The organism is Janibacter terrae (assembly GCF_039636765.1).
GTDB lineage: Bacteria > Actinomycetota > Actinomycetes > Actinomycetales > Dermatophilaceae > Janibacter > Janibacter terrae.
Map to the genome: position 1 here is coordinate 3365774 of NZ_CP144167.1, position 13810 is coordinate 3379583.

Here is a 13810-nt window from a genome sequence, read left to right on the forward strand (position 1 = left end):
GACGAAAGGCCACCCGTGCGCGCACCACACGAGATCGACCTGCCCGTCCACTCCCCCGCAGACGCCGTCTTCGACGCGGCCCTCGGGGTCGTGCAGAACACCAAGAACCTGCAGGTCCTCGCCGTCCACACCCAGGGGCACAAGCTCGTCGCCCTCGAGAAGTCCAAGATGTCCAACCCCAAGATCTTCGTCATCGGCGTCGGCGGGCAGGGCGACCAGAGCCTGCTGCGCGTCGCGGTCGGGTCCGACCCGCGCACGCGCAAGGCGCTGATGGACGGCAAGTTCAACAAGACGGCTGCCACCAAGTACGTCGAGTCGGTGCAGGCAGCGCTCTCGGGTGCCGCCCCGGCCCCGAGCTCGCCGGTCGCCAACCACTACGTGCAGAAGAAGAACGAGGTGCCCTGGGAGGACCCGGCGGCGGAGCCGGACATCGACCTCGGGTTCTCGTGGCTCGGTCTCGTGGCCCACATGCGCTGATGCGACCCCGCACTGCAGCCTCGCCGCACGGCGGTTAGCGTGTCCGGTGCCCATCGGACCCAATCCCCTGTGAGGTCTCCTCGTGAGCTCCCTTCGTCGTGCTCTCTCCCGCTTGACCGTCGCCGCCACGGCGACCTCCCTGATCACCATCGTGCCGGTCATCGACACGAGCGCTTCCCCCAAACCCGTTCCGGCTCAACGGGATTCCATCCGGATCGGCGGCATCGACCGCTCGGCGCTCAAGGCGGCGCCCGCCGTCCCCCAGCGCGGGAGGTCCGACGACAAGGTCGTCGGCATGACCGCCCCGACGGCCACCCGCGACTTCCGCGTCGCGGGCGTGACGTGGAGCGGCGAGCGCACCGACGTCGAGGCCTTCGTCCGCACCCGTGACGCGGCGACCGGCCGGTGGACCGGGTGGAGCCTGCTCGAGGCCGAAGGGGGTCCGGACGCGGGGTCCGCCGAGGCCGCCTCCCAGCGCGGCGGCACCCAGCCGCTCGTCACGGCCGAGTCCGACGGCGTGCAGGTGAGGGTCGAGTCCGCAGGCGCGAGGCCGTCCGACCTCGAGGTCGACCTCGTCGACCCCGGGACCTCCGACGCGGACGGTGACGTCGGCTCCGCCCCGCCCGCCACGGCGCACGGCGTCCAGCGCCGTCCGACCGTCCACACCCGGGCCGAGTGGGGAGCCGACGAGTCCATCCGCAAGGGCGAGCCCGACTACGGCGAGGTGCGGGGTGCCGTCGTGCACCACACCGCCGGCATCAACACCTACTCCAAGGACGACGTGCCGCAGATCCTGCGCGGGATCTACGACTTCCACGTCAACGGCCGCGGCTGGAACGACATCGGCTACAACGTCCTCGTCGACAAGTGGGGCCGCCTGTGGGAGGGCCGTGCGGGCGGCCTCGACAGGGCCGTCATCGGGGCGCACGCGCGGGGCGTCAACTCGCAGACGTTCGGCATCTCCGCGATGGGGGACTACGACGTCACGGCCGCGCCGACCGCGATGGTGACCGGCATCGAGCGCTTCATGGCGTGGAAGCTCGGCCGCCACCACGTCGACCCCACCGCCAAGGCCACCATCGGTGGCGTGTGGCGCCCGACGGTCCTCGGGCACCGCAACGTCGGGCAGACCGCCTGCCCCGGCCGGTACCTGCAGTCCAAGCTCTCCGGCATCCGGACCAACGCCAAGGAGCGGCAGTCCTCCGCCTTCTACCGGCCGAGCACGAGCCCACGCTGGATCACCTACGGCAGCGGCGGCTCGGCGCTCAACGTCAAGACAGGCGGCGACGTCACCTGGCGGGTGCGCATCCGCAGCGACGAGCACGGCGTCATCTCCGACCGCAGCAGCACCCGCACCGGCGACACCGACCTCACGGTGACGTGGAAGGGACGCCTCGCCGACGGCGAGTGGGCCACTCCCGGTGAGTACGAGGTCATCCTGAGCGGCAAGGACACCAGCTCCGGTACCTGGGTCCCGGGCTGGCGGGACACGGTCACCGTCACACCCTGACGCCTAGCGGGAACGCCACATCTGCTGGGCCTGCGCGATCTCGGCGCGGATCGCGCCCATGATGGCGTCGGTGACCTCGCGGGCGGCGGCGTCGTCCGTGCGGCCCGCCCACGCGGACAGGTCGAGCCGCGGCCCGACCGACAGGCAGGCCGTGTGGCGGTGCCAGATGTGGTGGTGGCCCTGCTGGGGCCCCCACGTCCCCACCGGGATGACGGCCGCGTCGGGGTGGCGCAGGGCCAGCCGGGCCGCGCCGGTCCTCGCGGGCCCGGGCATGCGGTCCGGCTCGGTCGTCAGCCGCCCCTCGGGGTAGAGCGCGACGAGCTGGCCCTGGTCGAGCCGCTCGGACGCGCTGTCGAGGGCCTGCGCCGCCGAGGACGAACCCCGCGCGACCGGGATCTGCCCGGTGGCGCGAGCCAGCGCACCGACGCCGGGCCAGCCGAAGACCTCCTGCATCGCGAGGAAGTGGGGGAATCGCCGGTGCCCGATCGCCGCCCGGGCCACGGCGAGGGGGTCCGTCATCGTGAGGTGGTTGGCCACGAGGATGACGGGCCCGGTGCGAGGGATCCCGCCGGCGCGGTACCTCACCCGGTGGACCGTCTTGGCCACGCACCACACCAGCGCGAAGCCCGCGGCGTTCTTCACGTGCTGACGAGGTGAGGTCACCTCACGCATTCTGGCCCACGACCCGCCCGCAGGTGGGGATCACTCCTTGCAGGTCAGCGCGTCGCCGTCCGGCGTCGCGCCGGTGAGCCAGAACTCGTCGACCGCCTTGTCCACGCAGTCGTTCTGGCGCATGTACGCGGTGTGCCCGTCACCCTCGTGGGTGATGAGCGCGGAGTCGGCGAGCTGCTCGTGCAGGCGCTCGGCCCACTCGTACGGCGTCGCCGGGTCGCGGGTGGTGCCGACGACGAGGATCGGGTCGGCCCCCTTCGCGTCGACCTCGTGCGGCGTGCTGGTGGACTCGACCGGCCACTCGGCGCACGGGGACTCCGAGGACAGCGCACGGCCCCAGATCGGCGCGGCCGCTACCGCCTCGTCCACGAGCGCGTCCTGGTCGACGTCCTGCTCCGGACGGTCCAGGCAGTTGACCGCAGGCAGTGCCTCGAGGAGGTTGGAGGCGTAGTCGCCACCGGAGTCGCGGCCCGCGTAGGTACGGCCGAGCTCGCTCAGCGGGCCGCCGTCACCGTCCTCCGCGCTCACCAGCGCGTCGGTCAGCTGCGACCACATGCCCTGGTCGTAGAGGGCCTGCGCGATGCCCCAGGTCGCCCACCCCTCGGTCAGCTCGATGCCGGCCGACGCGGGCAGCGGCTGGCCGTCGAGCTGCTGCAGCAGGTCCTGCACGCTCGCCACCACCTCGTCGACGGTGCCGCCGAGCGAGCAGTCGTTGTCGACGCAGTCCTGCGCCCACGCCCGGGTCGCGGTGTCGAAGCCCTTGGCCTGGCCGATGACGACCTCCTGCGCGGTCGCGTCCGGCGGGATGACCCCGTCGAGGACCATCCGTCCGGCACGGTCGGGGAAGAGCTCGGCGTAGGTGGCGCCGAGGTAGGTGCCGTAGGACTTGCCGAGGTAGGTCAGCTTGCCGTCACCGAGCGCGGCACGCAGGACGTCCATGTCCCGGGCAGCATCTGCGGTCGAGACGTGCCCGAGCAGCTCGCCGGTCCTGCTCTTGCAGCCGTCGGCGAACTCCTGCTGCTCCGCCCGGTCCGCGGCCCGCTCCTCGTCGGTGTCCGGCGTCGGGTCCTTGGCCAGGTAGGCGTCCATCCCCCGGTCGTCGAGGCAGTCGACCGGCTCGGAGCGCGCGACCCCACGGGGGTCGAAGCCCACGACGTCGAAGTTCTTGCGGATCCGCTCGCTGACGACGAAGTCGGCCGCGGCGGCGTAGTCGACGCCCGAGCCTCCGGGGCCGCCGGGGTTGACGACGAGCGAGCCGGCGGCCTCGTCCTTGGCCTTGACCCGCAGGACCGAGATCTTGAGGGTCCTGCCGTCCGGGTCCTCGTAGTCCATCGGCACCTCGAGCTGCGCGCACTCCCCGTCGCCGCGCTCGCACCCGCCCCACTGCAGGTCCTGCTCGTAGAACCGCTCCAGCCCCTGCGTCCCGGCGGGCGGTGCCTGGTCCCCTGTCGTCAGCCCCGTCGGACGGGTGTCGGGCTCGAGGAGCGAGCACCCCGCCACCGGCAGGACCACCGCCGCCACCGCAGCGACCAGACGGAGCGAGCGCGCACGAGACCTCATGCCGCAGACGCTACCTGTGGCCCGCGACGGCGCACGACGGCCACCGAGCGGGTCCTACCGCCGAGCAGGCAGCTGCAGGGACACCGCCATCGCCTCGAGGGCGAGCAGGGGCGCGACGTTGGCGGCGATCCGCTCGCGCGCGGTGGCGATCGACTCCATGGCGACGAGCAGTCCCTCGCCGCTGAACGAGCGCGCGACCTCCTCGACCACGGGCCTGGCGTCCTCGTTGACGAGAGCGACCGGGGAGCCGGCGTGCAGGACGAGCGCGTCACGGTAGATCGAGAGCAGGTCGACGAGCGCGCGGTCGATCATGTCGCGGGTGAACCGGGTGGCGCGGGTCTTCTGCTCCTTCTCCAGCGAGGTGACCTGGGCGCGGATGTGCGGGGGCTGCGTGCGCGCGGACGGGTCCGCGCCGAGCGTCTCCAGCAGACGCGCCTTCTCGGCAGCAGCGCGCGACTCGAGCGTGCGGTCGCGCTCCTGCTCGGCGATCTGCAGGAGGTCGGCAGCCGCGCAGACGGCGTCGGAGACACCACGGATCCGAGACGCGAGGGTGATCGTGTCGCGGCGCCGGATACGTGCGCCCTCGTCGGTCGCGAGGCGCTTGGCCAGCCCGATGTGGCTCTGCGCGGCGCGCGCGGCGTAGGTCGCCATGCCCGGGTCGATGCCGTCACGGCGCTGCAGCAGGGCGGCGACCTCGGCGACCGGTGGCGTGCGCAGCCGGACGTGCCGCGAGCGCGAGCGCACGGTGATGAGCACGTCCTCGAGGCTCGGCGCGCACAGCAACCAGACGGTGCGCGGCGTCGGCTCCTCCAACGCCTTGAGCAGGGCGTTGCCCGACTGCTCGGTCAACCGGTCGGCGTCCTCGATGAGGATGATCCGGTACCGCCCGACGCTCGGCGAGCGTCCGGCGAGCTGGACGAGGTCACGGGTCGCGGCGACGCCGATCGACAGCGCCTCGGTGGCGAGCACGTCGACGTCGGCGTGCGTCCCGTCGAGGGCGGTCCGGCACTCCCGGCACTCGCCGCAGCCGCCGCGCGGGCACAGCAGCGCACCCGCGAAGGCCCGTGCCGCCGTGGAGCGCCCGGACCCCGGCGGGCCGGTGAAGAGCCACGCGTGCGTCATGGACGTCGGGTCGGCGACCGCCCGCGTCAGGGTCTCGATCGTCTCGCTCTGCCCGACGACGTCCCGCCAGATCGGCGGCGCCGTGGCGCCCCCGAGGGCCGCACCGGCGCTCACAGCACTCCCTCGTCCACGAGCCGGGCGTGCACCCGCTCAGCGATCTCGTCCGGGGACGCGGTCCCGTCGACGACGAGGTACCGGTGGGGCTCCCCCTTCGCCATGGCCAGGAAGTGCTCGCGGACCGCCACGTGGAAGGCATCGGCCTCCGACTCCATCCGGTCGTCCGTGCCGCCGCGACGCTGCCGACCGGTCGCCGGGTCGACGTCGACGACGACGGTCAGGTGCGGGGTGAGGCCGCCGACCGCCCAGGCCTGGAGGTCGGCGACCTCCTGCGCGCCGAGCGCGCGGCCCGCGCCCTGGTAGGCGACGGAGGAGTCGACGTAGCGGTCCGTGACGACGACCGCGCCGCGGGCGAGCGAAGGGAGGATGACCTCCTCGACGTGCTGGGCCTTGTCGGCCGCGAAGACCAGCGCCTCCGCACGGGGGGTGAGCGCACCACCGTGGAGCACGAGGTCCCGCAGCGCCGCGCCGAGCGTCGTGCCGCCCGGCTGTCGGGTCACGACGACCTCACGGCCGGCAGCTTCGAGCGCCTCCGAGACCCGGCGCACCTGGGTCGACTTGCCCGCGCCGTCGCCGCCCTCGAAGGCGATGAAGTACCCGCTGTCCGTCACCCGGTCGACCCTATGGCACGCCCCGGACACCGCTCGCGCGGTCGCGCGCGGCCGTGCTGCGGAAGGTCACAAATCGGTCGCGGAAGCCCTCTGGGCGGGCACCGCCGCGCGAAGCACGCTTGGGTGGGAGGGCTCCGACCGCCGGGGCGCGAAAGGTGGGCCGTGGGCGAGTTCGTCTCCGACAAGTGGCAGGACATCCTCTACCGCGCCTTCCAGCACCTCTCGCTGGTCGTGCAGTCGGTGCTCCTGGCGACGGTCATCGCGATCCTGCTCGCGGTCCTCGTCACCAGCGTCCCGAGGCTCAAGCCGGCCGCCAACATGCTCAGCGCCATCGGCCTGACGATCCCCTCCTTCGCGCTGCTCGGCCTGCTCCTGCCGCTCGTCGGCATCGGCGCGCTGCCCTCGGTCATCGCCGTCACCTTCTACGCAACCCTGCCGATCCTGCGCAACGCCGTCGTCGGTCTCTCCGGCGTCAGCCCGACGCTGCTGGAGTCGGCGAAGGGGATGGGCATGGGCTCCACGTCCCGCTTCGTGCGCGTGCAGCTCCCGCTGGCGTGGCCCGTGATCATGGCCGGGCTGCGGGTGTCCGCTCAGATGTCGATGGGCGTCGCCGCGATCGCCGCGTACGCGCTCGGCCCGGGCCTCGGCCCGTACATCTTCACCGGGCTCGCCCAGATCGGCGGCGCCAACGCGCTCAACTACGCCCTCGTCGGCACGCTCGGCGTCGTCGTCCTCGCCCTCCTGCTCGACGCCGCCCTGCTGCTCGTCAGCCGACTCACCACCTCGAAGGGGATCCGCGCCTGATGTCCACCACCGACGACCAGCCCGCCGAGCACCACGACGACGCCCCTCGCCTCGAGGTCCCGACCCGCGAGGTGAGCGGCGCCGAGATCGTCTTCGACAGCGTGGTCAAGACCTACCCGGGGCAGCGGACGCCCGCGGTCGACCACCTCTCCCTCACCGTCCCCGCGGGCCAGATCACGATGTTCATCGGCCCCTCGGGCTGCGGCAAGACGACGACGCTGAAGATGATCAATCGGCTCCACGAGCCGACCTCCGGCACGATCACCATCGACGGCGTGGACATCCGCTCCAGGAACGCGACGGAGCTGCGCCGCACCATCGGATACGTCATCCAGGGCGGCTCGCTCTTCCCCCACATGAGCGTCGGCGACAACATCGCGCTCGTCCCCCGCCTGCTCACGTGGGACAAGCAGCGGATCACCGAGCGGGTCGACGACCTGCTCGAGCTCGTCGGTCTCGACCCCGCCCGCTACCGCAACCGCTACCCGAAGGAGCTCTCGGGCGGCCAGCAGCAGCGCGTCGGCGTCGCCCGCGGCCTCGCGGCGGACCCGCCCGTGCTGCTCATGGACGAGCCCTTCGGCGCGGTCGACCCGATCACCCGCCAGCGGCTGCAGGACGAGCTGATGAGCATCCAGGAGGAGCTGCAGAAGACGATCGTCTGCGTCACCCACGACATCGACGAGGCGGTCAAGCTCGGCGACCGCATCCTCCTGCTGCGCGAGGGCGCCCACATCGCGCAGTACGACACCCCGACCAACATCCTGGCCAACCCCGCGGACGAGTTCGTCGAGGACTTCGTCGGCGCCGGCTCCTCGCTCAAGCAGCTGAGCCTCTCCCGCGTCGACGAGCTCGAGCTGCAGTCCCCCGTCGTCGCCCGCGTCGGGGACGAAGGGAGGGCCGCCGCCGAGGCCGCCCGCGCCGCCGGACAGCGGGACGTCATCGTCCTCGACGGCCGGCGTCGCCCCGTCGGCTGGTACAGCCTCGGCGAGGCCTCGCGCATGGCCCGTCTGCCCGAGCTCACCGACCAGGACATCTCGGTGGTCGACCGTCGCGCCACGATCAACGACGCGCTCGACTCGATGCTCGCCAGCTCGCACGGTGGCGTCCTCGTCACCGGTCGCCGCGACGAGTTCCTCGGCGTCGTGACCTTCGCGGCGGTCACCGACCACATCAAGGCGACCGCGGAGGAGGCGGCCTCATGACCGACGCGCTCCCCTCCCCTTCGTCCGCGGACACCGGTGTCGAGGACCGGCGCACGACGATCGGCCTGCTCGTCGGTCTCCCGCTGCTCTGCGCCGCCGTCCTCGGCGGCTGGGCGCTCTGGCGGCAGAACGCGGACCTCGACGAGATCGAGAACCGGCAGCTCGCCTGGGGCACGATCCTCGACCTCACCCGCGAGCACGTCGAGCTCACCCTCGTCACGACCGCCGTCGTGCTCGTCACCGCGATCCCGACCGGCATCATCCTCACGCGCGGGCCCGCCCGCCGGTTCGCCGGACCGATCACCGCGGTCGCCAACGCCGGCCAGGCCGCCCCGGTCATCGGCCTCATCGTGCTGCTCGCGATGTGGCTCGGCTTCGGCACCCGCACGGCCGTGATCAGCCTGGCGATCTACGGGTTCCTCCCGGTGCTGCGCAACACGATCGTCGGCCTCCAGCAGGTCGACCACACCCTCGTCGAGGCCGCGCGCGGCATGGGCATGTCGCCGCTCGACGTGCTCCGCCGCGTCGAGCTGCCCCTCGCGATGCCGGTGATCATGGCCGGCGTGCGCACCGCCCTCGTGCTCGTCGTCGGCGCCGCGAGCTTCGCGACCTTCGTCAACGCGGGCGGGCTCGGGGCGCTCATCGTCACCGGCATCACGCTCTTCCGTTACCCGATCCTCGTGAGCGGCGCCGTCATCATCGCGGCCCTCGCCCTGCTCATCGACTGGGCGGGCCGGGTGCTCGAGCTGGTCCTCACGCCCAAGGGGACCCAGTGATGACGCGACGTCTCCCCCCTTCGCCGGGCCCGACGCGACGCGCGCTGCTCCTCGGCGGCGCCGGCGCGCTCGGCCTGGGTCTCGCCGGCTGCGGCCTCGGGACGAGCGGTGGTTTCGTGCCGTCGGGCGAGGCCGCCGGCCCCATCGCCGACATCGACCTGTCGGGCGCGACGATCGGCGTCGGGTCGAAGAACTTCACCGAGCAGCTCATCCTCGGCAAGATGGCCGTGATCCTCCTGCGGGCTGCGGGCGCCGAGGCCCCGGACCTCACCAACATCCCCGGCTCCTCCAGCGCCCGGCAGGCGATGATCGAGGACCAGGTGCAGATGCAGTGGGAGTACACCGGGACGGCGTGGATCGCCTACCTCGGCGAGACCACCCCCATCCCCGACGAGCAGAAGCAGTACGAGGCCGTCCGCGACCGGGACCTGGCGGACAACCAGCTCGTCTGGCTCGAGCCGGCGCCGATGAACAACACCTACGGCTTCGCCGGCCCGCGCGAGGAGATCGAGCGGCTCGGCATCAGCAAGCTGTCGCAGCTGAAGGACGTCCCCGAGGAGGACCTGACCTTCTGCGTGGAGTCGGAGTTCAACAACCGCAACGACGGCTTCGGCCCGATGCTCAAGGCCTACGGGCTGACCCGCGGTAGGAGCTTCCCCGACGACAACGTCAAGGTCCTCGACACCGGCGCGATCTACCAGGCGACCGACACCGGCACGTGCACCTTCGGCGAGGTCTTCACGACCGACGGCCGGATCAAGGCGCTCGACCTCGTCGTGCTCGAGGACGATAAGGCCTTCTTCCCCAAGTACAACGTCGCGCCCGTGCTCACCGAGCAGGTTGTCGACGAGTACCCGGCGGTCGTCGACCTCTTCGCGCCCGTCGTCGAAGAGCTCACCGACGAGGTGCTGATCGACCTCAACGCCAAGGTGGACGTCGAGGGCGAGGACCCCGCCGACGTCGCCATGGAGTGGCTGCAGGCCCAGGGGTTCATCGCCCGCTGAGCCCGCACCGACCGAGCGCCGCGAGGACGCGGTCGACGGCACCACGGGGATACCTTGGGCCGGTGACCTTCAGCGACGAGACCGCCCGCGCCCTGACCGCCCGCGCCCTGACCGCGCAGACCGACGGGCGGGTGCCGGGGCTCGCCGCCGGCGTCGCCCGACGGGGCCGTCTCGAGTGGTCCACGGGGATCGGCACGGTCGATGTCGACCGCCCGGGTGACGCCCCCGACGAGGACACCCAGTACCCGGTCGCGAGCAACTCCAAGACCTTCACCGCGGTGGTCACGATGGCGCTGCGCGACGAGGGCCGCCTCGACCTCGACGACACCGTCGAGACCCACCTCGCCGACGCCGCGCACCCGGGCGTGACGATCCGCCAGCTGCTCTCGCACACCTCAGGGATGCAGCGCGAGCCGGTCGGCGACGTCTTCGACACGATGGTCATGCCCACCCGGGAGGAGCTGCTCGCCGGCTGGTCGCAGGCCGAACGGGTCGGTCGGCCGCACGACCGCTGGCACTACTCCAACCTCGCGTACGCGACGCTCGGCGAGATCATCTCCCGCCTCGACGGGTGCAGCTGGGAGGACTCGGTCCGCCGACGCATCCTCGACCCGCTGGAGATGCGGCGCACCGGCACCGCACCCTCCGGGCGGCAGGCGAAGGGGTACTTCGTCCCGCCCTTCGCCGACGTCCCGGTGCCCGAGCCGGTCTTCGACGCGCGGGCCCTGGACCCCGCGGGCGGGCTGCGCTCGACGCTCGCCGACATGGCCCGGTGGGGTGGGTTCATCGCCGACCCGGTCGAGGAGGTCCTTTCCGCCGGCACGCTCGAGGAGATGTGCCAGCCGCAGGTCATGGCGGACACCGTCGGCTGGACCTCCGCGTGGGGCCTCGGCCTGCAGCTCGTCCGGCACCAGGGGCGGACGTGGGTCGGTCACACCGGCGGCTGGCCGGGGTCGATCACCGGCGTCTTCACCGAGCGCGCCTCGGCGACGACGGGCGTGGTCCTCATGAACAACACCGCGCCCGTCCCGCCGGCGGCGGCCGCCATCGAGCTCGGCACCATCGCGATCGAGCGCGAGCCGGTGCCCGCCGAGGCGTGGGTGCCGGGCACCGACCTGCCCGAGGACCTCGTGCCGCTGCTCGGCCACTGGTACTCCGAGGGCGTGCACTTCGTGCTGTCGGTCCGGCAGGGGGTGCTCGAGGCGCGCGTCGCGGGCCAGCCCAAGGAGCAGCCGCCGTCGGTCTTCGAGCCCGCTGGCACGGACCGCTTCGTCACCGTCTCGGGGCGCGAGGCGGGCGAGCACCTCGTCGTGCACCGCGACGGGCAGGGGGCGGTGAGCCACTTCAGCTGGGCGACCTACCGCTTCACCCGCGAGCCGCTGGCCTTCGGCGCCTGGCTGTAGGCCCCCGGCCGCGCCGTCACGACCCGGCCCGCTCCCAGGCCTCGACCGGTCCGGGCACGACGTCGAAGAGCGGGTGCGGGCGCGGGCCCTCGAGGCGCAGGGCGGCCGCCCACTCGGGTGCGCGCTGCTCGCACTTGGCGAGCAGGTGGGCGTGCTCGAGGGCGAGCTGCCCGTCGGTGACGATCATCCGCAGTCCCGGGTCGCCGGGACCCGAGAGCCGTGTCCGGTCGAAGCGGTAACCCCGCCGGTCGGCCTCGTCCGCGAGGCCGGAGAGCCAGGTGACCACGCCGGTCACCGGTTCCCCGAGCGCCCGGAACCGCTCGAGCTGGGGGTGGCGCGTGTACCCCTTCGTCCGGCCGAGCAGGACGGCCTGCGCGAGCAGGCCCTCCCGCCAGCCGGACACGAGGGCGGCCCGGTCGAGCTGGGTCGGGTCCAGGCTCCACAGCCTCATCGAGGCACCTCGTCCGGGGACGGCTGCACGTCAGCCCGGGAAGGTCTTGCGCAGCTCCCGGGCCAGGACCTTGCCGGTCGCATTGCGCGGGAGCTCGTCGAGGAAGACGACCTCGCGGGGGACGCAGTGCCGCGCGCGGTTGGCGCGCACGTGCTCCCGGACGTCGTCACCGGTGAGGCCCTGGCCCTCGTTGAGCGCGACGAAGGCAGCCAGCCGCTGACCGAAGTCCGGGTCGGGGACACCGATGACCGAGACCTCGCGGACGGCCGGGTGCTCCGCGAGCAGCCCCTCGACCTCGATGGGGTAGACGTTCTCACCGCCGCTGATGATCATGTCGTCGTCACGACCGTCGACGAAGTACAGGTCGCCCTCGACGTGGCCGATGTCCCCCGTGGAGACGAGCCCGTCGACGAAGTCCTTGGTGTTGCCGTTGGTGTAGCCGTCGAAGACGAGCTCGTTGCCGCAGAAGATGCGGCCCTTCTCGCCCGGTGGGACCTCGCGCCCGTCGTCGTCGAGGATCCTGACGACGGTGCCGAGCGGCGGCGTGCCCGCGGTGTTGGGGTGGCGCCGCAGGTCGGCCGGGGTCGCGATGCACACCCACGAGGCCTCGGTCGAGCCGTACAGGTTGTAGAGCACGTCGCCGTACTCGTCCATGAACCGCCGCGTGAAGCCGGAGGGGTAGGCCGAGCCGGAGGTCGCGACGACCCGCAGCCGGCGGCGCTCCCGCGCGGCCGGGTCGCTCGGCAGCTCCATCATCCGCTGGAGCATCACGGGGATGGCGAACATCGCGTCGGGCTGCAGCTCCTCGAGGGCCGCGCGGGCCGCCTCGGGCGTGAAGCGACGCTGCAGGACGATCGTCGCGCGCAGCGCCATCGACAGCTGCATGGCGGCGTAGCCCCAGGTGTGGAAGATCGGGGCGGAGACGAGGATCCGGTCGTGGGCGCGAAGGGGGATCCGGTCGATGATCGAGATGAGCGGGCCGAACCCACCGGGGGTCTTGCGGGCCGCTCCCTTCGGCGTGCCGGTCGTGCCGGACGTGAGGATGATCGTGCGGCCACCCCGGGCGGGGACGGGCATCTCACTCGGGCGCACCGTCCGCGCGACCCGGTCGGCCAGCTCGGTCTCGGTGACCCGCGGCAGGGACTGCGGCAGGTGCTCGACGACCTCGGCGAACTCGTCGTCGTGGATCAGGGCCTGGATGCCCTGCTCCTCCGCGACGAGCGCCAGCTGCGGCCCGGCGAGGCCGGTGTTGCCGAGGACGAGGTCGATGCCGACCGCCGACGTCGCGCACATGACCTCGATGGCCTGGACGTGGTTGCGGGCGAGCAGCCCGATCCGGTCGCCCGGGCCGAAGCCGAGCTCACGCAGGATGACGGCGACCTTCTCGGAGTTGGCGAGCAGCTCCGCGTAGGTCGTGGCGCCCCGGGTCTCGTCGATGACGGCGACGGTCCGGGGCGAGCGGCCCGCGGCCTGGCGCAGCTCACCGGCGAGGCCGAAGCCCCACTTCCGGAGCGCGGCCAGCTGCTTGACCTGGGCTGCCGGGGGTCCGGGGTTGAGCATGCCGCGCTTGGCCATGGTCTTGGCGATGATCAGGGGGTTCATGTCAGCGCTCACGCCTTCGGGATGTCGAAGAGGGTGGGGAACTTCGCGGCCAGGGCGAGGTCGCCCCTGACCTTGATCTTGCCGCGCATCGCGAGCATCGTCGGGTTGCCGCGGCCCGTCGCGATCTTCATGAACTCCGGCGGCGCCATCATCAGCGAGGCGTCGTAGGACTCCCCCGGCGTCTCGGAGATGGTGCACGTGCCGTCGGCGACGACGATCTCGTAGGTGTCGTGCGGCCGCTCGTCCGGCCCGCCCGTGATGCGGAACTGGACGGTGCCGTGCAGCCCCGCCGCCCGCTCGGGACGGAAGAGGCCGGGGAAGCGAGCGAAGACCGCGTCGAGGATCGGGATCCGCAGCTCACCCCGCATCGTCTCGCTGAGCTCGCGGTCGGACATGCCCTTGACCGTCCGGGCGAACTCCTGCGGGGTCATCGTGTCGAAGGTCGTCGGGTCGAGCTCCATCGCTGCTCCTCTGGGTACGCGGGTTGCCCGGACCATAC

At 72.5% G+C, this 13810-nt stretch carries 14 protein-coding genes; 7 read left to right on the plus strand and 7 right to left on the minus strand.

Features of this window, described 5'->3' with window-relative positions; genetic code table 11:
* The first annotated feature begins 15 nt into the window (after window positions 1-15).
* Window positions 16-477 (plus strand): hypothetical protein, encoded by a 462-nt coding sequence (locus tag V3C34_RS16795; RefSeq protein WP_345912613.1) that lies wholly within the window; start codon window positions 16-18, stop codon window positions 475-477.
* An 82-nt stretch (window positions 478-559) separates the two neighbouring features.
* A complete protein-coding gene (locus tag V3C34_RS16800; protein WP_346007708.1) occupies window positions 560-1987 on the plus strand; it encodes a peptidoglycan recognition protein family protein in 1428 nt (475 codons plus the stop codon).
* 3 nt (window positions 1988-1990) lie between these two features.
* Here V3C34_RS16800 and V3C34_RS16805 read toward each other — a convergent pair whose 3' ends face one another.
* Genes V3C34_RS16805 through tmk form a run of 4 tightly spaced genes read right to left on the minus strand, consistent with a single transcriptional unit; the run spans window position 1991 to window position 6069 of the window.
* On the minus strand, window positions 1991-2659 hold the full coding sequence (locus V3C34_RS16805) for a lysophospholipid acyltransferase family protein (protein ID WP_346007709.1): 669 nt from the start codon (window positions 2657-2659) through the stop codon (window positions 1991-1993).
* Window positions 2660-2689: 30 nt separating this feature from the next.
* Window positions 2690-4219, minus strand: coding sequence for an alpha/beta hydrolase (locus V3C34_RS16810; protein WP_346007710.1), 1530 nt, complete (start codon window positions 4217-4219; stop codon window positions 2690-2692).
* 54 nt (window positions 4220-4273) lie between these two features.
* Window positions 4274-5455: a DNA polymerase III subunit delta' gene (locus V3C34_RS16815; protein ID WP_346007711.1), complete on the minus strand. Its 1182-nt coding sequence runs from the start codon at window positions 5453-5455 to the stop codon at window positions 4274-4276.
* Window positions 5452-6069 (minus strand): dTMP kinase, encoded by a 618-nt coding sequence (gene tmk, locus V3C34_RS16820; RefSeq protein ID WP_346007712.1) that lies wholly within the window; start codon window positions 6067-6069, stop codon window positions 5452-5454. The genes V3C34_RS16815 and tmk overlap by 4 nt, the downstream gene beginning before the upstream one ends.
* 162 nt (window positions 6070-6231) lie before the next feature.
* Between tmk and V3C34_RS16825 the strand changes: the two genes are divergently transcribed.
* The 5 genes from V3C34_RS16825 to V3C34_RS16845 all read left to right on the plus strand — a co-directional run bounded on the left by V3C34_RS16825 (window position 6232) and on the right by V3C34_RS16845 (window position 11258).
* Complete coding sequence (locus V3C34_RS16825; protein ID WP_068321164.1) at window positions 6232-6873, plus strand: ABC transporter permease; 642 nt, start codon at window positions 6232-6234, stop codon at window positions 6871-6873.
* The gene (locus V3C34_RS16830) at window positions 6873-8075 is read left to right on the plus strand and encodes an ABC transporter ATP-binding protein (RefSeq protein WP_082817281.1); all 1203 of its coding nucleotides are present in this window, start codon (window positions 6873-6875) and stop codon (window positions 8073-8075) included. The genes V3C34_RS16825 and V3C34_RS16830 overlap by 1 nt, the downstream gene beginning before the upstream one ends.
* Window positions 8072-8851, plus strand: a complete 780-nt coding sequence (locus tag V3C34_RS16835) for an ABC transporter permease (protein WP_346007713.1) — start codon at window positions 8072-8074, stop codon at window positions 8849-8851. Before V3C34_RS16830 ends, V3C34_RS16835 begins: the two co-directional genes overlap by 4 nt.
* A complete protein-coding gene (locus V3C34_RS16840; protein ID WP_346007714.1) occupies window positions 8851-9855 on the plus strand; it encodes a glycine betaine ABC transporter substrate-binding protein in 1005 nt (334 codons plus the stop codon). Before V3C34_RS16835 ends, V3C34_RS16840 begins: the two co-directional genes overlap by 1 nt.
* Before the next feature lie 62 nt (window positions 9856-9917).
* Window positions 9918-11258, plus strand: a complete 1341-nt coding sequence (locus V3C34_RS16845; RefSeq protein ID WP_346007715.1) for a serine hydrolase domain-containing protein — start codon at window positions 9918-9920, stop codon at window positions 11256-11258.
* Between the two features lie 16 nt (window positions 11259-11274).
* Here V3C34_RS16845 and V3C34_RS16850 read toward each other — a convergent pair whose 3' ends face one another.
* Genes V3C34_RS16850 through V3C34_RS16860 form a run of 3 tightly spaced genes read right to left on the minus strand, consistent with a single transcriptional unit; the run spans window position 11275 to window position 13772 of the window.
* Entirely contained in the window at window positions 11275-11709 is a 435-nt protein-coding gene (locus tag V3C34_RS16850) for a pyrimidine dimer DNA glycosylase/endonuclease V (protein ID WP_068321156.1), read from the minus strand.
* A 30-nt stretch (window positions 11710-11739) separates the two neighbouring features.
* Window positions 11740-13323 carry an AMP-binding protein gene (locus tag V3C34_RS16855; protein WP_346007716.1) on the minus strand — a complete coding sequence of 528 codons (1584 nt, stop codon included), beginning with the start codon at window positions 13321-13323 and terminating at the stop codon, window positions 11740-11742.
* Complete coding sequence (locus tag V3C34_RS16860; protein WP_068321150.1) at window positions 13320-13772, minus strand: SCP2 sterol-binding domain-containing protein; 453 nt, start codon at window positions 13770-13772, stop codon at window positions 13320-13322. Before V3C34_RS16860 ends, V3C34_RS16855 begins: the two co-directional genes overlap by 4 nt.
* Between the last annotated feature and the right edge of the window lie 38 nt (window positions 13773-13810).

Bases quoted from the DNA above. Each gene is read 5' to 3' on its own strand.
- V3C34_RS16805 (WP_346007709.1), bottom strand. From the start codon at position 2,659: ATGCGTGAGGTGACCTCACCTCGTCAGCACGTGAAGAACGCCGCGGGC.
- V3C34_RS16810 (WP_346007710.1), bottom strand. From the start codon at position 4,219: ATGAGGTCTCGTGCGCGCTCGCTCCGTCTGGTCGCTGCGGTGGCGGCG.
- V3C34_RS16830 (WP_082817281.1), top strand. From the start codon at position 6,873: ATGTCCACCACCGACGACCAGCCCGCCGAGCACCACGACGACGCCCCT.
- V3C34_RS16835 (WP_346007713.1), top strand. From the start codon at position 8,072: ATGACCGACGCGCTCCCCTCCCCTTCGTCCGCGGACACCGGTGTCGAG.
- V3C34_RS16840 (WP_346007714.1), top strand. From the start codon at position 8,851: ATGACGCGACGTCTCCCCCCTTCGCCGGGCCCGACGCGACGCGCGCTG.
- V3C34_RS16850 (WP_068321156.1), bottom strand. From the start codon at position 11,709: ATGAGGCTGTGGAGCCTGGACCCGACCCAGCTCGACCGGGCCGCCCTC.
- V3C34_RS16860 (WP_068321150.1), bottom strand. From the start codon at position 13,772: ATGGAGCTCGACCCGACGACCTTCGACACGATGACCCCGCAGGAGTTC.